Here is a 17,768-nt window from a genome sequence, read left to right as displayed (position 1 = left end):
CCATCCGGGGAGGGGGGTGGCAAGCCCGGCACCTTCCGTTACAGGCTCTTACCCGTGGCCCGCCCCACGATCAGGCCCTCGCCGAAGGTGTCCACCCGGACCGTGTCGCCGTCCTTGATCTCGCCGGCCAGGATCTCCTTGGCCAGGCGGTCGCCGATGGCGGTCTGGACCAGGCGGCGCAGGGGGCGCGCGCCGTAGGCCGGGTCGTTGCCCTCGTCGGCGAGCCAGGCCAGGGCCGCGTCGGTGATCTCCAGGGTGAGCCGGCGTTCCGCGAGCCGCTTGGCCAGACGGTCGATCTGGAGGCGCGCGATACGGCTCAGCTCGTCCTTGGAGAGGGCCGAGAAGACCACCAGGTCGTCGAGCCGGTTCAGGAACTCCGGCTTGAAGGAGGTCCGGACCACCTCCAGCACCTGCTGCTTCTTCTCCTCCTCGGTCGTCATCGGCTCGACGAGGAACTGGCTGCCGAGGTTGGAGGTGAGGACGAGGATCGTGTTCCGGAAGTCGACGGTACGGCCCTGACCGTCCGTCAGCCGGCCGTCGTCCAGCACCTGGAGCAGGACGTCGAAGACTTCGGGGTGCGCCTTCTCGACCTCGTCGAGCAGGACGACGGTGTACGGGCGCCTGCGCACCGCCTCCGTGAGCTGGCCGCCCTCCTCGTAGCCGACGTAACCGGGAGGCGCGCCGACCAGGCGGGCCACGCTGTGCTTCTCGCCGTACTCCGACATGTCGATGCGGACCATCGCCCGCTCGTCGTCGAAGAGGAAGTCGGCGAGGGCCTTGGCGAGTTCGGTCTTGCCGACGCCGGTCGGGCCGAGGAAGAGGAAGGAACCGGTGGGGCGGTCGGGATCGGCGATGCCGGCGCGGGTGCGCCGTACCGCGTCGGAGACCGCCTGCACGGCCTCCGCCTGTCCGATCAGACGGCGGCCCAACTCCTCCTCCATGCGCAGGAGTTTCTGGGTCTCGCCCTCCAGGAGACGGCCGGCCGGGATGCCGGTCCAGGCGGCCACGACGTCCGCGATGTCGTCGGAGCCGACCTCCTCCTTGACCATGGTGTCCTTGGAGGCCTCCTCCTCTGCTTCGGAGGCGGCTTCCAAGTCCCGTTCCAGCGTGGGGATCTCGCCGTACAGCAGCTTGCTGGCGGTGTCGAAGTCGCCGTCGCGCTGGGCGCGTTCGGCGGTGCCCCGCAACTCGTCGAGTTTTTCCTTCAGTTCACCGACGCGGTTGAGGGACTGCTTCTCCTTCTCCCAGCGGGCGGTCAGGCCCCGCAGCTCCTCCTCGCGGTCGGCGAGGTCGCGGCGCAGCTTCTCCAGGCGCTCGCGGGAGGCCGGGTCGGTCTCCTTCTCCAGCGCCAGCTCCTCCATCTTCAACCGGTCGACGGAGCGCTGGAGTTCGTCGATCTCGACGGGCGAGGAGTCGATCTCCATGCGGAGCCGGGAGGCCGCCTCGTCGACCAGGTCGATGGCCTTGTCGGGGAGGAAGCGGGAGGTGATGTAACGGTCGGAGAGGGTCGCGGAGGCGACCAGCGCGCTGTCCGCGATCACGACCTTGTGGTGGGCCTCGTACCGCCCCTTGAGCCCGCGCAGGATCGCGATGGTGTCCTCGACCGTCGGCTCGGCGACCAGCACCTGCTGGAAGCGGCGCTCCAGGGCCGGGTCCTTCTCGATCCGCTCGCGGTACTCGTCGAGGGTGGTCGCGCCGACCATGCGCAGCTCGCCACGCGCGAGCATGGGCTTCAGCATGTTCCCGGCGTCCATGGCCGAATCCCCACCGGCGCCGGCCCCCACGACCGTGTGCAGCTCGTCGATGAAGGTGATGATCTGGCCGTCGGAGTCCTTGATCTCGGCGAGAACGGTCTTCAGCCGCTCCTCGAACTCACCCCGGTACTTCGCACCCGCGACCATCGCCCCGAGGTCGAGCGCGACCAGCCGCTTGTCCTTGAGGGACTCGGGCACGTCGCCCTTCACGATCCGCTGGGCGAGCCCTTCGACGACGGCGGTCTTGCCGACGCCGGGCTCGCCGATCAGGACGGGGTTGTTCTTGGTACGGCGGGAAAGCACCTGCACCACCCGCCGGATCTCCTGGTCCCGGCCGATGACGGGGTCGAGCTTCCCGTCCCGGGCGGCAGCCGTGAAGTCGGTGCCGAACTTCTCCAGGGCCTTGTACTGCCCCTCCGGGTCGGCTGTGGTCACCCGGCGTCCTCCCCTCGCCTTCTGGAAGGCCTCCTGCAGCTTCTTCGCGCCGGCCCCCTGCCCGGACAGTACGTCACCGGCCGCGCCGCCCTTCGCGGCGATGCCGATCAGCAGGTGCTCGGTGGAGAGGTAGTCGTCGCCGAGGGCCTTCGCCCGCTCGCCGGCGTCCGCGATCACCGCGAGCAGCTCGCGGCTGGGCTGCGGGGGCGCGACGGTGGAGCCGGTCACGCTGGGCAGCGCGGCGAGGACCTTCTCGGCACCCGCGCGCACGGCCGCCTGGTCGGCGTCGACTGCGGCGAGGAGATCGACGATGTTCTCGTTGTCCTGGCCCTGGAGCAGGGCGAGCAGCAGATGGGCGGGGGTCAGGTCCGCGTGCCCTCCGGTCACGGCCCGCTGCTCGGCCGCCCTGATCGCGTCCCTGCTCCGGTTGGTCAGCTCGGCGTCCACGTATCCGTTCTCCTCCTGGCTTCCGCCCTCATCCGCTGTCACGGTGTGACTTGAGCAACGTACACAAAGTTGAGTCTATTCCACTCAAGGTGCGAACGGATACCGTCCTTCCCATGGCCCCTTACCCCCAGGACCCCGGCGCTCCCGACCCCGCGTACCTCAGCTTCTGGCGGGAGCGGCATCTGTGCACACTGACGACCCCGCGCCCGGACGGCAGCCCGCACGTCGTGCCCGTCGGGGTCACATACGATCCGGAGGCCCGGCTGGCTCGGGTGATCGCGAGCAAGTCCAGTACGAAGGTGGCCAATGTGCTGGCGGCCGGGCCCGAGGGGGCACGGGTGGCCGTGTGCCAGGTGGACGGGCGGCGCTGGGCGACGCTGGAGGGGCGGGCGGTCGTACGGACCGGGCCCGAGCAGGTCGCGGAGGCGGAACGACGCTACGCCGAGCGCTACGAACGCACCCCGTCCCCCAACCCGTCACGCGTCGTGATCGAGATCGAACTGACGAGGGCCATGGGGCGTGGGTGACGGTTTTCGGCCACTGCGAAGTGGCCGACGACTCGGTCGATACCCTGAAATGTCCCCAGAAACTGCAGCGGCGTCACCGTGTTCAGGTCACGGTGACGCCGCTGCGGGGGGAAGCACCTGAGCGAACTGTTACGACGGGGGATTCGCGTCAGGCACTGCGGGGGGTGGCTGAGATGGTCCGTACATTGGGGGTTTCCGGCTCCACCAGCCTGTGGTCTCGCTGGTCCAGGTTCACAAAGATCATTCCGTACCGAATGGCACACCGCACGGGCTGCGGCGCCCCCCGAGGCCGCCGCAGACACCGGTACGCCCGGACGTCCTCTTCGTCGTCCCGCGTCACGACGACCGGCTCACCGAAGACGGTCACCATCAACGAGTCACCGGCGTGGGGGATCGCGGTGACCAGGTCGATGAAGTGCCAGCCGGAGCGGTAGGCGGTGGCCATTTCCCTGCGGAACGAGCGGTCGTCGGGCGGCGTTGTCACGTCAGCTCCTCACCGTGGTCTTGCCGACCGCCGATGTACCGCCGTCAGCAAGCGTCCCCTGCTGGGCCACCGCCGGCCAAGCACTGTCCGCCCGGTTATCACTCTTCTCACCGACGTGACCACTCAGCGCTCCGAAGGTCACAACGACGGAGAAGGCTGCGACAAGCACCGAGCGAAGCATTCTCTTACCCATAGTCGGCTTCGTCCTCACTTGAAGGTCCCTCTTCCCCCGTCGGATACGACGATGGCTCATTCGGGCACGTCATGGCCACACAATCGGTGCATCATGTTCCTGCATGTTCAGGACCCTGGGGGGTGGAGATTTGACATCGAATCGGACCAAAGGGGCACATCCCCATTCGGTCACCGAGATGTGCGAGGAAGGTGGCCGTCTTTACGCGAACGCCCTGCGCACAGGACGAATCGCCCGAGCCGATGTGGAATCCGCTCCCTGTCTGATGGAGTTCGCCCTGCTCCATCCCGATCCGGACGACGAGAACTGGCTGCGCCCCGTCCCTCCCGCGGTCGCCCTGGCGCAGCGGCTCAATCCGATCGAGCACGAGATCACCGAGCAGCGGCGCCTGTCGATCCGGCTCTCCGATGCCTTCGAGCCATTCATGGCCCTCAGTACCCAGGTCATGACGACCACGGACTCGATCACCGTGCTGGAGGGCGGCGAACGGATCAACGCGGCACTCAACCTGGCCACGGCCCAGAGTCAGTCCGAGATGCTCACGATCCAGCCAAGCGGCAACCGTCCGGAACGCAGCCTGCTCCAGGGTCTGGACCGCGACCGGCTGCTGATCGAACGTGGTGTGAGGATCCGCACCCTGTATCAGCACACGGCACGTCACAGCCCCGAGAAACTCGCGTACGCGGCACAGCTGTCGAACGGCAAGGCGGAGTACCGCACCATCGACGAACTGGTCGAGCGGCTGATCATCTGCGACGAGAGTGTCGCCTTCATCCCCGCCCGCGACGATCAGCAGGTGGCGCTGGAGCTTCGGCACCCCGGCCTCATCCGCTACCTGATCAAGCTCTTCGAGTTCCTGTGGGACAGGGCGGTCCCGCTGAGCACCGGCCCCTACGAGACGGCCTCCGACGGCATCTCGGAAATCCAGCACTCCATAGCCAAGCTCCTCGTCGAAGGCCATGTCGACGAGGCGATCGCCCGGCGTCTGGGCATGAACGTCCGCACCTGCCGGGCCCACATAGCCAAGCTGGCGACAGCGCTCGGCAGTGGCAGCCGGGCCCAACTCGGCTATCTCATAGCTCAGTCGGGGATCCTGAAGCAGGAGGACTGAACGGGAGGTAGTGCGGTGACCCCGGCGAGGCATCCGGAACACGGCCCGGAGGGTCTGTGCGCGGCCGGTACGAGACTGTACGAACGCGCTCTGCGCGAGGGGCATGTCACCAGCGCCGACGCCGCTGCGGCACCCTGCCTGGTCGACTTCGGGCTGCTGCACCCCGCCCTCACGGACCTCGACCGACTGGAGCCGGTGGCGCCGGCCGTCGCCCTCCACCGGCTGCTGCGGAGCGTGGAAGAACGCATCGCCGACGAGCGGCGGCGCGAGCAACTGCTGACCGAGACCTTCGAGCCGCTCATGCGGATGGACGGCCGCCGGACCGGCGCGGACGAGTTCCCGACGGCCAGCGTCCTCAGTGGTTACGGCCGCATCGGGCGCGCCATCACCCGGGCCATGGCCGACAGCTCCGGCGAGTTGCTCACCATCCAGCCGCACGGTCAGCGACCTCCGGAGGTCCATGCCGAGGCGCTGGCCCGCGACCAGGCCCTGCTCGACCGCGGTGGCCGTATCCGCACTCTGTACCCGCACACGCTCCGCCACTCGCTCGCCGTCATCGCCCGCTACGAGCAGTTGAACGGCGACGTGGAGGCCCGCACTCTCGACGAGGTGACCGACCGCCTCATCGTCATCGACCGCTCGGTGGCCTTCATCCCCGCCAGCAAGGACCGCAAGCTCGCCCTGGAGATCCGCCACCCCGCCATCGTCGGCTACCTCGCCACCGCCTTCGACCGCCTCTGGCGCCTGGCCACCCCCATGCACCCCCAAGCCGTCCGCCAACCCACCCTCAACGGCGTCACCCCCCGCCAGCACGCCATCGCCGCCCTCCTCGTCGAAGGCCACACCGACGCCGTCATAGCCGACCGCCTGGGCATGAACATCCGCACCGCCCGCGTCCACATCGCCAAACTCGCGGCGACGCTGGGGAGTGAGAGCCGGGCCCAGCTCGGCTATCTCATCGCCCGGTCGGGGATTCTTGACCGGGAAGAGTGACCGGGGTCGCGTCCGCCGGCTGACGGGGGGCGTCCAGGCCCACCTGGGCTATGCGGACGCCCAGTTGGGTGCGGCTGGCCGCGCCGAGGGTTTCCGAGAGGCGGGCGATGTGGGCCCGGCAGGTGCGGACGCTTATGCCCAGGCGTTCCGCGATCACCGCGTCCTGGTGGCCTTCCGCCAGGAGCGCCGCGATGGACTGTTCTCGGTGGGAGATGCCCTCGATGCCCGTGTCGGGGAGGGGGGCCGTGAGAGGGATCGCCAGGCGCCACAGGCGTTCGAAGACCGTGACCAGGTATTCCACCAGGGCCGGGTGGCGGAGTTCCAGGGCCAGGGTGCGGTCCGCGTTCGCGGGGATGAAGGCCACCGTGCGGTCGAAGAGGATCAGGCGGTCGATGACCTCGTCCAGGGTGCGGGCCTCCACCGAACCGCCCATCAGTTCAAGGTAGTTCAGAAGGCCCTGGCCGTGGCGGGCCACGTGGGTGTACAGGTCGCGCATGCGGACGCCTCGGCCGCGCAGGGCGAGTGCCCGGTGCAGGCCCTCGGTGAGTTCGTGCTCGGGGCGGATGCCGCCCGGCTGCACCGTGAGGACCTCCGTCGTGCACGCGTCCGTCGCCTCGTCCATCGCCGCCTGGATGCGGGACAGACCGTCCAGGACCCGCAGCGCGGTGCCCTCCGCGCCGCCCGACTGCTGGGTCGACGGCCCGAGACCGGCGTACCACTCGAAGGCGGCGACCGCCGAGCCCACCCGTCGCTGGCTGGAGCTGACCTCGTCGTAGACCCCGCGCAGCAGCCGGGTCATGACCTCCTGCGGGGAGGTCGGGACCAGCCAGTCCATGTCGTCGGGGTCGGGGTGCAGCAGGGCCAGTTCGAGCAGGCAGGGCACCTGATCGGCGTCCACGCGGGTCACCCGGCCACGGCGGACGGCCCGGGAATAGACGCGGTCACCGGCCTCGCACAGTCGGTCGGCACCGTGTGGATGCTCCTGGGTCCCGTGCCCGGCCATCGCCCATCCCACCCCCGGTTTCCAGCCTCTTGTGCAGGCGTATGTGCAGGCGTACTCCTACGGTTCGCCGCGGTTCTCGCGCGCTTCCGCAGCGCAACTATGCGCGGACACAACCGGCTCCGCAACACGGCTTCCTCCATCAAGGCCGTCGCAATACACCTTTACGTCCGACTTTTTCCAGGCCTCCACCAGTCGACTTGCAACAAGCTGACGGTGGTGTGCGCGGGCGCCTGCGGGCATCGTGGAGCCGCTTCCCCCCGGGTGCCGCTCCCCGGCAGCGCCCCGGTCGGGCACCCCCCTGCCCGGCCGGGGCCGCGGAAGCGGTGGCCTCCCGCCGAGGGGCGCGGGAAGCCGGGCCACGTCCGGCCCACGGGGCCGGGCACGGCTGCGACCGCGCACCGCGACGGCATGCGGACCGCCCGGTCGCACCACTCGGCGGGACGTCGCCGCGGAAGCCCGCGCTCCGCGCAAGCTCCCGGAAATGCCGTGGTGATCACCGCGTTACGCGCCGCCTCTAACGTCCCCTCATGGCGGACATATTTGACGCATACGCGTTGGCCGACGCGTGGGACGAGATGTTCGAGCGGCCGGGTGAGGTCAGGGCCGCCTATGAGCCGGTGCTGGCGGCACTTCAGCCGATCGAGCCGAGCGAACTCCGGTTCCGGGCCGACCAGATGGCCCGGGCCTTCACCGACCGGGGCGTGACCTACGCCTTCGCGGGCGAGGAGCGGCCCTGGCCGCTGGACCTCGTGCCCAGGATCCTCGACGGCCTGGAGTGGGATCTCATACAACGGGGCGTCGGGCAGAGAGTCAGGGCCCTGGAGGCCTATCTCGCCGACGCCTACGGGCACTGCCGGGCCTTCGAGGACGGTGTCGTGCCCTGGCGGCTGCTGCTCAACTCGCCGCATTTCCACCGGGCCGCGCACGGGGTCGAGCCACCGGGCGGGGTACGGATCCACGTCGCCGGCATCGACCTGGTACGGGACGAGGCCGGGGACTTCCGGGTGCTGGAAGACAACGTGCGGGTGCCGAGCGGGGTCTCGTACGTCATCGAGAACCGGCGCGCGATGACCCGGATCTTCCCCTCCCTCTTCGCCGAGCAGCATGTGCTGCCCGTCGACGGGTACACCCAGCGCCTCCTCGCCGCGCTGCGGGCCGCCGCGCCCGACGGGACGGCCGATCCGCGGGTCGTCGTCCTCACCCCGGGTCCCAACAACGCCGCCTACTTCGAACACGCCCTGCTCGCCCGGCTGATGGGCGTGCAGCTGGTCGAGGGGCACGACCTGGTGTGCCGGAACAACCGGGTCTGGATGCGTACGACCCGCGGCGAGGTGCCCGTCCATGTCGTATACCGGCGCCTCGACGACGACTTCCTCGACCCGCTCCACTTCCGCCCCGACTCGGTGATCGGCTGCCCCGGCATCATGGGCGCCGCGATGGCGGGCAACGTCACACTCGCGAACGCCGTGGGCAACGGGATCGCCGACGACAAGCTGCTCTACACGTACGTCCCCGACCTCATCCGCTACTACCTCTCCGAGGAACCGATTCTGCCGAATGTGGAGTCCTACCGGCCGGATGAACCGGGCCAGTTGGAGGCGGTCCTCGACCAGATCGACAAGCTGGTCGTCAAGCCGGTCGACGGGGCCGGCGGGCAGGGCATCGTCATCGGGCCGAAGGCCGACGCCGACACCCTCGAACGCACTCGCAAAGCCGTGATCGCCGACCCGCGCGGCTTCATCGCCCAGCGCCCGGTCGCCCTGTCCACCTCCCCCACCCTCGCCGGTGAACGCCTGGCCCCGCGCCACATCGACCTCAGACCCTTCGCCGTGAACGACGGCAACGATGTCTGGGTGCTGCCGGGCGGCCTGACCCGCGTCGCCCTCCAGGAGGGCAACCTGATCGTCAACTCCAGCCAGGGCGGCGGCTCCAAGGACACCTGGGTGCTCGCGGAGGGCCCGGCCGAGCAGCCGGCGCCCGAGCCGGACGCCGTCCTGCCCGCCGTGGCCCCGCGCCGGCTCGGACCCGACGGCACCCGTGCCGTCGTACAGGAAGGGGCGCAGCAGCAGTGAACGACGTGATCCTCTCCCGGATAGCCGAGGCCCTGACCTGGACCGGCCGTTACGTCGAGCGCGCCGACGCCACCGGCCGCATCCTCGACGCCTATCTGCACCGCATGCTGGAGGACCCCTGGCGCGACGAGGACGTGGCCTGCCGCTCGCTGTACGCGATCCTCGGCATGGACGCGGGCGGCGAGCCCGTCGACATGCAGCAGGTCCTCGACCAACTCGCCTTCGACGCCCGCTCGACGGGCTCGATCGAGGGCGCGCTGGGCGCGGCGCGGCTGAACGCGAGGAGCGCGCGTGAGGCGGTCTCCTCGGAGATGTGGGAGTGCCTCAACTCCACCTGGCACGCGCTCGCCGACCAGCGCCTCGCGGCGCGGCGGACGGGCCCGTACGCGTACCTGGAGCTGGTACGGGCCCGGGCCGCGCTGTTCTTCGGGCTGGCCGACTCGACGATGAGCCGGGACGACAGCTGGCGGTTCGTGGTGCTCGGCCGGAGCCTGGAGCGGGTCGACATGACCGTACGGCTGCTGGCGGTACGGGTGTTGGACGCCGCCCACGCGCCCGACTGGCCGACCCTCCTCAGCGCGTCCGGCGCGGACGAGGCCTTCGCCCGGGTCTACGGCGGTTTCGGCGACACTTCCCGGGTGGCCGAATTCCTGCTCCTCGACCGGGACTTCCCGCGCTCCGCGCTGCACGCGCTGACCACGGCCGAGGAGTGCCTCACCGCGCTCGGCCGCCCCCGCCAGGACCCGGCCCGCCGCCCGATCGGCCGCCTGCGCACCCGCCTCGAATACCTCGACACACACGCCCTGGAGGACCAACTGCCGGTCCTGCTACGTGACCTGCAGCAGGCCTGCATGGCGTCCGCCGACGCGGTGGCGGAGCGGTTCTTCCCGTACCAGGGGCCCGTCGAGTGGGCCCAGGAAGGGGCGTGACATGGCTCGTCGCCTCCGTATCAAGCACACCACCCGGGTCTCCTACGCGCAGCCCGCGGCCTCCTCGCACAACGAGGTCCGCATGACCCCGCTGACCCTCCCCGGCCAGACCACCCTGGACGCCCGCGTCACCGTCAACCCCACCACCCCCACCTGGTCGTACTGGGACTACTGGGGCACCCAGGTCACCGGCTTCGACCTGATGGACCCGCACGGCCATCTCACCATCACCGCCTCCAGCCTGGTCGAGACCGCCCCGCCGGGCCCGCTCCCGCAGCCGCCGGAGTGGCCGGAACTGGCCGAACAGGTCGCGAACTCCCGCCTGTTGGAGTTCGCGGGCCCGACGGGTCGTACGACCGTCCCGGCGAAGCTGGTCAAGAAGGCGCGGAAGGCCGCGGCCGGACTCGACCCGCACGACACCGCGGTCGCGGTCTCCGCCCTGGTCGCCGGCCGGGTGTCGTACCTGCCGGGCGCGACCAGCGTGAACACCTCCCCTGCGGAGGCCTGGGAGCAGGGCGCGGGCGTCTGCCAGGACATCACGCACCTGACGATCGCCCTGCTGCGGGGAGTCGGGCTGCCCACGCGCTATGTCTCCGGCTACCTCCACCCCGAGCGCGAGGCGGAACTCCACCGACCGGTCGCCGGGCAGAGTCACGCCTGGATCGAGTACTGGGCGGGCGACTGGTGCGGCTACGACCCCACCAACAGCACCCGCGCCGACGAGTCCCACGTGGTGGTGGCCCGCGGCCGCGACTACGACGACGTGACCCCGCACAAGGGCATCTACCGGGGCGTGGCGGGGGGACCGCCGCAGGTGTCGGTGGAGTTCACGCGGGTGGCGTGAGGGCGGACGTCACCCTCCCCCGGTACCGCCCTTCTTTCCGGGCGGGGTGCCCGGTCGTTCACGCCGGGGTGAATGCCCCGCTCCCGCGTAACGGGGGCAAGGGTGGCCGGATCGCCGCCAGGTCGATCCGGTGGGTCGGGCCCCAGACGGCGCTGGGGCCGACCTCAAGCAGGTGCGGCAACTCGGAGTTGAGGAAGCGGCGGCCGGTGGCCGGTGAGGGCGGTGGCCGGAGTGATCACTCGGACGGGTGATGATGATCGATGACGTGCGCGGTCGGGGAACGCGCGGGCTAGGTTCGCGGCATGGCACGTTTCCGGATGTATCCGACGCGCGAGCAGGAAGAGCAAATGCTCTTGCACTGCGCGCACGCCCGGTACGTCTGGAACCTGGCCGTCGAGCAGCACGCACACTGGCGTAAGGGCCGCAAGAGTGCGCCCGGATTCGCCGAGCAGTGCCGCCAGCTCACCGAAGTCCGCGCCGAGAACGAGTGGCTGCGCGCGGGGAACGCCGACGTGCAGCAGCAGGCGCTGAGGGACTTCGCCAGGGCTAAGAACGCCCGCTTCACCTCCGGGTTCGGTGAGCCGACCTGGCGTAGGAAGTTCCGCCACGAGGGCTTTCGTGTCATCGGTACCGACCGTGTACCGGAGTTCGAGCCGGACGGCTCGCCGAAGCTGAACGCCAAGACCGGCAAGCAGGTCATGAGCCGGTCCGTTGTGGTGCACAAGCTCAACCGGCGGTGGGCCCGGGTCAAGGTGCCCGGCTGCGGCTGGGTGCGGTTCCGGCTCAGCGTCAGGGGCAAGGGCGCGCGGCTGCCCGACGCCAAGACATTCCGCGTCACCTTCCGCAACGGGCACTGGCACATCGCCTTCGCCGTAATCCCCGAGCCGATTCCCGCACCCGGCACAGGCGAGGTCATCGGCATCGACCGGGGCGTGACCATCACGGCCGCCCTGTCGGACGGCCGCACGCTGAACTGCCCGCAGCTCACCGTCAAGGAACGCGCTCAGATCCGCAAGCACCAGCGGCGCGCGGCACGGGCGAAGAAGAACAGCCCCGAAAAGGCGGCCGAGTACGCAAGGGTCGCCAAGCTCAAAGCCAGGGAGGCGAACCGGCGTAAGGACTGGTGCGAGAAGACCAGCACCACGCTCGCCCGCACCTGCGACCTGATCCGGTTCGAGAAGCTGAACATCAAGAACATGACCCGCTCGGCGAAGGGAACCGTCGAGCAGCCCGGCAAGAACGTGGCACAGAAAGCCGGGCTGAACCGGTGCATCCTCGCTCAGGGCTGGGGCCTGCTGCGGCAGCGCACCGAGCACAAGGCCCCCGGCCGGGTCGAAGACGTTCCCGCCCCCTACACGTCTCTGCGGTGCAGTGCCTGCGGATGGATCGAGAAGAAGTCGCGCAAGAGCCAAGCCGACTTCGAGTGCGTATCCTGCGGCTTCACCTGCAACGCGGACACCAACGCAAGCATCAACGTCGCGGCAGGACAGGGCGGGATCCCCCGCCCCCGGCGCTCAGCCGGTGCCGGAGGGACAACACCGCCCACACAGCGGTCGAGTGTCCGTGAACCTCAACCCACCTGGGTTGGAATCCCCCTCTTTTGAGAGAGGGGGAGGATGTCAAACTGGTAACTACGCCGTGGAGAGCAAGCAGGTTCACGGCCCCGGGGGAGTGGGAACCATGGACGTTCTACTGGGACTGACGCCGGACGGCGAGGTGGACGCGGAAAAGACCGATCGGCTGAGTCCGGCTGCGGGCCGCGCTACGCGGGCTCGACGTCGACGCACTGCGCGTGCTGCCGGACAGCACTCCGCCGCCGGGATCCAAGGCGGTGGACCCGCTCACCGTAGTGCTGGCCCTGAGCGCACTGGACGGCGGGGCTGGTCGCGCTGGTCGGCACGCGCCAGGACTGGCTCGGCCGGCAGTCCGCCCGGCGCCACGTCTCGGTCACGATCGGCGGCGACACGCTGGAGCCGGAGCGGGCAACGCCCGAGGATCGCCACAAGCTGATCGAGGCGTTCGTGCGCCGGCACGGGGCAGCCGGTGCGGTCTTCCTCCCCCCTGCTGACAGTCTGGTGTGCGTCGGCAGCGACAACGGCAACCTCTACGCCATCGAAGCCGCCGACTGACCCCTCGTACCCGCTAGTTCAGCCCGATCGCCGCGCACTCCGACTTGAACGCGCTGGTGCAGATGTCCGACAGCTTGTAGATGCCGTCCGCGATCACCGTCGACTTGATGTTCTTCCTCGTCAGCGCCGTCACCGTCACCAGCTGTGCCGGGATGTCCTTGTCGGTCGGGCTGTCCACCGAGTCCTGGGTCAGCGCGTCGAACTGGATGTCGTGGCCCTGGACCTTGGCCACCGCCATCTGCGCGGCCGCCTCCGCCTCCTGCGGGTACGACTTGTAGACGCTCATGTACTGCTCACCCGCGACGATCCGCTGCACGGCGGCGAGTTCCGCGTCCTGGCCGGTGATCGGCGGCAGCTTGGTGACGCCCGCGTTCTCCAGCGCCTTGACGATGCCGCCCGCCATGCCGTCGTTCGCGGAGTACACCGCGGCGATGTTGTCCTTGCCGATCTTGTTGATCGCCTGGGTCATGTTGGCCTGGGCGTTCTCCGGCTTCCAGTCCTTCGTGTCGAAGGAGTCGGAGATCGTCACCTTGCCGTTGAGCTCGGACAGCGCCCCCGCCTTGAACTGCTTGGCGTTCGGGTCGGTCGGCGAGCCGTTCATCATGACGATCTTGTCGGAGGTGTCGGCGTCCGAGCCGAGCGCCTCCAGCAGGGAACGCGCCTGCACCTCGCCGACCAGCTCGTTGTCGAAGGAGATGTACGCGTCGATCGGGCCCTCGGCCAGCCGGTCGTAGGCGATGACCGGGATGCCCGCGTCCTTGGCCTTCTTCACCTCGGTCGCGATGGCGTGCGAGTCGACCGCGTCCAGCAGGATGATGTCGACCTTGTCGTCGATCATCTGCTGCATCTGCTGCGCCTGCTTGTCGGCGTCCTGGTCGGCGTTGGCGTAGTCGACCTTGCCCTGCTTCTTGGTGAGGCTCGACACCTGTTCCTTGATGATCGGGTAGTCGAAGTCCTCGTAGCGGGTGTTGGCCTTCTCCGGCAGCAGCAGCCCGACGGTGACGTCGTTGCCCTTGGTGGGGCTCGCCGTGCTGCTGTCCCCCGACACGTTGAGCACGCCGCAGCCTGCCAGCGCGAGGGACATCGTGGTTGCGGCCACGGCTACGGCGGTACGACGACGCATGGGACTGCTCACTGGGCTGCTCACTTCTGGTGCCTTCGGGACACGGGCGCAGCGTTGCGACCCGGATGACTGAAAAGCCAACGCGGAGGCGCCCCCGGGCGTCAAGCGGAACTACTTAACGAGTGCGCAACGCCACGCTCCGCTTGTCCTGTGAAGAGTTGGCGTAACCCCCTCCAAACACTCTTTACGGACCCTCCATGCAACGTCTGGCAATCGCCCGGCAAAGATCCGTACAACCAACCCGATTCCTCGCGAGTCGTGATCATGACGGCCTCCGACGGCCGTTCCCGAACCGACCAGAGGATCGAATGAAGCCAGCCAGACGTACGACGGTCACGGCCACCTCCGCCGTCGTCCTCGCCACCGCCGCCGGTCTGCTCTCCGCGACGGCCGCGCCCGCCTCGGCTGCGACCTCCTGCGCCTCCCCCGTCTTCAAGCGGCAGTTCTTCGCGAACACCGCCTTCTCCGGCACTCCGAAGAAGACGGACTGCGACAGCGCGATCGACCAGAACTGGAAGACCGGCGCGCCCGCCTCCGGCCTGCCGAAGGACAACTTCGGCGTCCGCTGGACCGTCACCCGCGACTTCGGCTCCGGCGGTCCCTTCGCGCTCGCCGCCTCGGGCCTTGACGGCATCCGCGTCTACGTCGACGGCACCCGGCGGATCGACCTCTGGAAGAACGTCTCGTCGACGGTGAAGAAGACCGTCGACGTCACGATCCCGGCCGGCAGGCACACGGTCCGCGTCGACTACGCCAACTGGACCGGCTCCGCCGCGGTCACCGTCACGTACACCCCGCGCACCACCGCCGACGTCGACAAGGTCAAGCCCCTTGTCCCGACGGGCACTTCGGCGTCGTACGACGCGACGACCGGCAAGGCCAAGCTCACCTGGTCGAAGAACAAGGAGCTGGACCTCGCGGGCTACCGCGTCTACCGGCGGCTGAAGGGAGGGTCCTTCGGGAGTACGCCGATCGCCACGACCGCCTCGACGACCTACACCGACTCGACGCTCCCGGTGACCGGCGAGACGTACTACTACGAGGTGCGGGCCTACGACCGGGCGGGCAACGAGTCGGGCGGTACCGCGGACCAGGGGGTGACCACCGCCGACCGGGTGGCGCCGGGTGTGCCCGTCATCACCAAGGCGACCGGGGAGGTCACGCCGGAGGGCGGTACGGGCGGGCTCGAGGTCGGCTGGGACGCGGTCGCGGACGCGGTGTCGTACCGCGTGTTCCGGGCGGCGAGCGAGAACGGCACGTACAGCGCGATCGGCAGCACCAACGGGCTGTCCTACCTGGACACTTCGGCCGCCGAGAGCGTCGTCTACCACTACCGGGTGTCCGCCGTCGACGCGGCGGGCAACGAGTCGGCCCGGTCGGCTTCACAGCGCGGCAAGATCTGGGACAACGATCCGCCGGCGCTCGTCACCGGGCTCGACGTCACCCCGACCGAGTACGGCTTCCACCTGAAGTGGGACAGGAGCGCGGCCACGGACCTGAAGTACTACACGGTCTACTGGGGCGAGCTGGTGGGCGACGACCCGGACGACCAGGTCTGCTACGGCAGCGCGTCCGACTACGTCTCCCCCACCACGACCTCCTACGACTACACCACGCTCCCGGACGGCGACGAGGTCTGCTTCTTCCTCGACGCCGTGGACGACGAGAACAACTCCGCCATCCAGTGGAACGGCCCGACTTCGGCGGTGATGGCCACCGAGCTCGACATGACGCCGAGCGTGGCCACTCCGGAGACCTCGCCGGTCCGTCTGACGGCGAGCCCCGCGGGGACGGACGTGGCGCTGTCCTGGAACGCCGTGGCCGACGCCACCGGGTACCAGGCCTACCGCTGGAACCCGGTGACCAAGGCCTACGAGAAGCTGGGTGACCCCACCACCGCGACCTCGTACACGGACACCACCGCGGCCACCGGCACCACCCACTACTACTGGGTGACCGCCCTGTACGCGGACGGCACCGAGTCGGCGGCCGGCGGCGACTACGCGGTCCTGGCGCCCTGAACACGCGGAAGGGGCCCGGAGGTTCGTCCTCCGGGCCCCTCTCGCATGCCGGTGCGCCCAGCGCCTGTCCTAGTCCTTGGCCTTCTTGGGCCGCCACACCACCAGCGCGCTGGTCTGCTGGACCTCCTGGTACGGGACCAGGTCGCGGCGGTACGACGCGTGCACCGCCGCCTCGCGCTGCTGCATGGCCGCCGCCGCACCCTCGACCGCCGTCTGGAGCTCGGCGACGCGCTGCTGGAGCGCGGCGACCTGGTTCTCCAGCTCGATGATCCGCTTGATGCCGGCCAGGTTGATGCCCTCGTCCTGCGACAACTGCTGCACGGTGCGCAGCAGTTCGATGTCGCGGGCCGAGTAGCGCCGGCCCCGCCCGGCCGTGCGGTCCGGGGAGACCAGGCCGAGGCGGTCGTACTGACGCAGGGTCTGCGGGTGCAGACCGGAGAGCTGGGCCGCCACCGAGATGACGTAGACCGGCGTCTCCTCGGTCAGTTCGTACGGGTTGCGTCGACGGCCGTCCATCGTGGTCATGCTCCCTTCGCGGCCTGGAACAGCTCCGCCCGCGGGTCCTCGCCCGCGGTCGCCTCGCGATACGCCTCGAGTGCGTCACGAGCCTTCCCCGTCACGTCCTTCGGGACACTCACCTCGACGGTGACCAGCAGGTCCCCGCGGGTGCCGTCCTTGCGGACCGCGCCCTTGCCACGGGCGCGCATGGTGCGGCCGTTGGGCGTACCCGGCGGCAGCTTCAGGGTGACGGGCGGGCCGCCCAGGGTGGGGACCCTGATCTCGCCGCCGAGCGCGGCCTCGGCGAAGGTCACCGGGACGGTCACCGTGAGGTTGTCCTCCCGACGGCCGAACACCGGGTGCGCGGCGACGTGCACGGTGACGTACAGATCGCCCGACGGACCGCCCCGCTCGCCCGGCGCGCCCTTGCCGCGCAGCCGGATGCGCTGCCCGTCGGACACCCCGGCCGGGATGCGGACCTGCATGGTGCGCGAGGACTTGGCGCGTCCCGAGCCCTTGCAGACGTCACAGGGGTTCTCCGCGATCAGGCCGCGGCCCTTGCAGTCCGGGCAGGGGTCGGTGAGCGAGAAGCCGCCGCCGGAGCCCCGGGCCACCTGGCCGGTGCCGACGCACGTCGGGCAGACCCGCGGGTTGCCGTTCGCGTCGCCGGTGCCGGAGCAGGCCTTGCAGGGCGCCTGCGAGGACATGCGCAGCGGGACCGTCGCCCCCTCGATCGCCTCGGTGAAGCTGAGGCTGACCTCGGTGTCGACGTCCTGGCCGCGCCGGGGCTGCACCCGGGTCGTACCGGAGCTGCCGCGGTTGAACAGGCCCCCGAAGACGTCACCGAGTCCGCCGCCGAAGCCGCCGGAGCCCCCTCCGCCCTGGGCGCCGCCTCCGAAGAGGTCGCCCAGGTCGAAGTTGAAGTTGCCGCCGCCCGCGCCCGGCCCCGGGCGGAATCCGCCGTTGCCGAAGAGGGCGCGTGCCTCGTCGTACTCCTTGCGCTTCTTGGGGTCGCCGAGCACGTCGTTGGCCTCGGAGATCTCCTTGAAGCGCTCCTCGGCCTTGGCGTTGCCCTTGTTGGCGTCCGGGTGGAACTCGCGGGCGAGCTTCCGGTACGCCTTCTTGATCTCGGCCTCGGTGGCGTCCTTGGGGACGCCGAGGACCTTGTAGTAGTCCTTCTCGATGAAGTCCTTGGTGCTCATCCC

The 17,768-nt window shown here is 69.8% G+C and carries 14 protein-coding genes; 8 read left to right on the top strand and 6 right to left on the bottom strand.

Annotation, left to right across the window (positions count from 1 at the left end):
• Nucleotides 1-38: 38 nt before the first annotated feature.
• On the bottom strand, nt 39-2,636 hold the full coding sequence (clpB, locus tag ACQEWB_RS25865; protein WP_432844019.1) for an ATP-dependent chaperone ClpB: 2,598 nt from the start codon (nt 2,634-2,636) through the stop codon (nt 39-41).
• 113 nt (nt 2,637-2,749) lie between these two features.
• On the opposite strand from clpB, the gene ACQEWB_RS25860 reads away from it, so the two are divergent.
• Nucleotides 2,750-3,163 (top strand): pyridoxamine 5'-phosphate oxidase family protein, encoded by a 414-nt coding sequence (locus ACQEWB_RS25860; protein ID WP_432834890.1) that lies wholly within the window; start codon nt 2,750-2,752, stop codon nt 3,161-3,163.
• A gap of 148 nt (nt 3,164-3,311) precedes the next feature.
• On the opposite strand, the gene ACQEWB_RS25855 is transcribed toward ACQEWB_RS25860, so the two are convergent.
• Nucleotides 3,312-3,647, bottom strand: a complete 336-nt coding sequence (locus ACQEWB_RS25855; RefSeq protein WP_432834888.1) for a hypothetical protein — start codon at nt 3,645-3,647, stop codon at nt 3,312-3,314.
• Between the two features lie 296 nt (nt 3,648-3,943).
• On the opposite strand from ACQEWB_RS25855, the gene ACQEWB_RS25850 reads away from it, so the two are divergent.
• Nucleotides 3,944-4,951 (top strand): helix-turn-helix transcriptional regulator, encoded by a 1,008-nt coding sequence (locus tag ACQEWB_RS25850; protein WP_432834886.1) that lies wholly within the window; start codon nt 3,944-3,946, stop codon nt 4,949-4,951.
• Nucleotides 4,952-4,966: 15 nt separating this feature from the next.
• A complete protein-coding gene (locus ACQEWB_RS25845; protein ID WP_432834884.1) occupies nt 4,967-5,944 on the top strand; it encodes a helix-turn-helix transcriptional regulator in 978 nt (325 codons plus the stop codon).
• Here the strand turns inward: ACQEWB_RS25845 and ACQEWB_RS25840 are convergent.
• On the bottom strand, nt 5,907-6,947 hold the full coding sequence (locus ACQEWB_RS25840; RefSeq protein ID WP_432834882.1) for a LuxR C-terminal-related transcriptional regulator: 1,041 nt from the start codon (nt 6,945-6,947) through the stop codon (nt 5,907-5,909). The two genes, ACQEWB_RS25845 and ACQEWB_RS25840, sit on opposite strands and share 38 nt — an antisense overlap.
• Nucleotides 6,948-7,474: 527 nt before the next feature.
• On the opposite strand from ACQEWB_RS25840, the gene ACQEWB_RS25835 reads away from it, so the two are divergent.
• The 4 genes from ACQEWB_RS25835 to ACQEWB_RS25820 all read left to right on the top strand — a co-directional run bounded on the left by ACQEWB_RS25835 (nt 7,475) and on the right by ACQEWB_RS25820 (nt 12,396).
• The gene (locus ACQEWB_RS25835; RefSeq protein WP_432834880.1) at nt 7,475-9,019 is read left to right on the top strand and encodes a circularly permuted type 2 ATP-grasp protein; all 1,545 of its coding nucleotides are present in this window, start codon (nt 7,475-7,477) and stop codon (nt 9,017-9,019) included.
• Entirely contained in the window at nt 9,016-9,948 is a 933-nt protein-coding gene (locus ACQEWB_RS25830; RefSeq protein ID WP_432834878.1) for an alpha-E domain-containing protein, read from the top strand. The genes ACQEWB_RS25835 and ACQEWB_RS25830 overlap by 4 nt, the downstream gene beginning before the upstream one ends.
• A 1-nt stretch (nt 9,949) precedes the next feature.
• Complete coding sequence (locus ACQEWB_RS25825; RefSeq protein WP_432834876.1) at nt 9,950-10,792, top strand: transglutaminase family protein; 843 nt, start codon at nt 9,950-9,952, stop codon at nt 10,790-10,792.
• A gap of 302 nt (nt 10,793-11,094) precedes the next feature.
• Nucleotides 11,095-12,396, top strand: coding sequence for an RNA-guided endonuclease InsQ/TnpB family protein (locus ACQEWB_RS25820; protein WP_432834874.1), 1,302 nt, complete (start codon nt 11,095-11,097; stop codon nt 12,394-12,396).
• Nucleotides 12,397-12,934: 538 nt separating this feature from the next.
• On the opposite strand, the gene ACQEWB_RS25815 is transcribed toward ACQEWB_RS25820, so the two are convergent.
• Nucleotides 12,935-14,044 (bottom strand): sugar ABC transporter substrate-binding protein, encoded by a 1,110-nt coding sequence (locus ACQEWB_RS25815; protein WP_432834872.1) that lies wholly within the window; start codon nt 14,042-14,044, stop codon nt 12,935-12,937.
• Nucleotides 14,045-14,352: 308 nt separating this feature from the next.
• On the opposite strand from ACQEWB_RS25815, the gene ACQEWB_RS25810 reads away from it, so the two are divergent.
• On the top strand, nt 14,353-16,065 hold the full coding sequence (locus ACQEWB_RS25810; RefSeq protein ID WP_432834870.1) for a fibronectin type III domain-containing protein: 1,713 nt from the start codon (nt 14,353-14,355) through the stop codon (nt 16,063-16,065).
• 69 nt (nt 16,066-16,134) lie between these two features.
• Here the strand turns inward: ACQEWB_RS25810 and ACQEWB_RS25805 are convergent, their stop codons facing one another.
• Together ACQEWB_RS25805 and dnaJ are read right to left on the bottom strand one after the other, a co-directional pair.
• The gene (locus ACQEWB_RS25805) at nt 16,135-16,581 is read right to left on the bottom strand and encodes a heat shock protein transcriptional repressor HspR (RefSeq protein WP_432844017.1); all 447 of its coding nucleotides are present in this window, start codon (nt 16,579-16,581) and stop codon (nt 16,135-16,137) included.
• A gap of 5 nt (nt 16,582-16,586) precedes the next feature.
• The gene (dnaJ, locus tag ACQEWB_RS25800) at nt 16,587-17,765 is read right to left on the bottom strand and encodes a molecular chaperone DnaJ (protein ID WP_432834868.1); all 1,179 of its coding nucleotides are present in this window, start codon (nt 17,763-17,765) and stop codon (nt 16,587-16,589) included.
• Between the last annotated feature and the right edge of the window lie 3 nt (nt 17,766-17,768).

This window comes from Streptomyces sp. CA-249302, from assembly GCF_050936785.1.
Taxonomy (GTDB): Bacteria; Actinomycetota; Actinomycetes; order Streptomycetales; family Streptomycetaceae; genus Streptomyces.
Note: the sequence above shows the minus strand (reverse complement) of the source record. Positions and strands in the feature narration are given on the sequence as shown.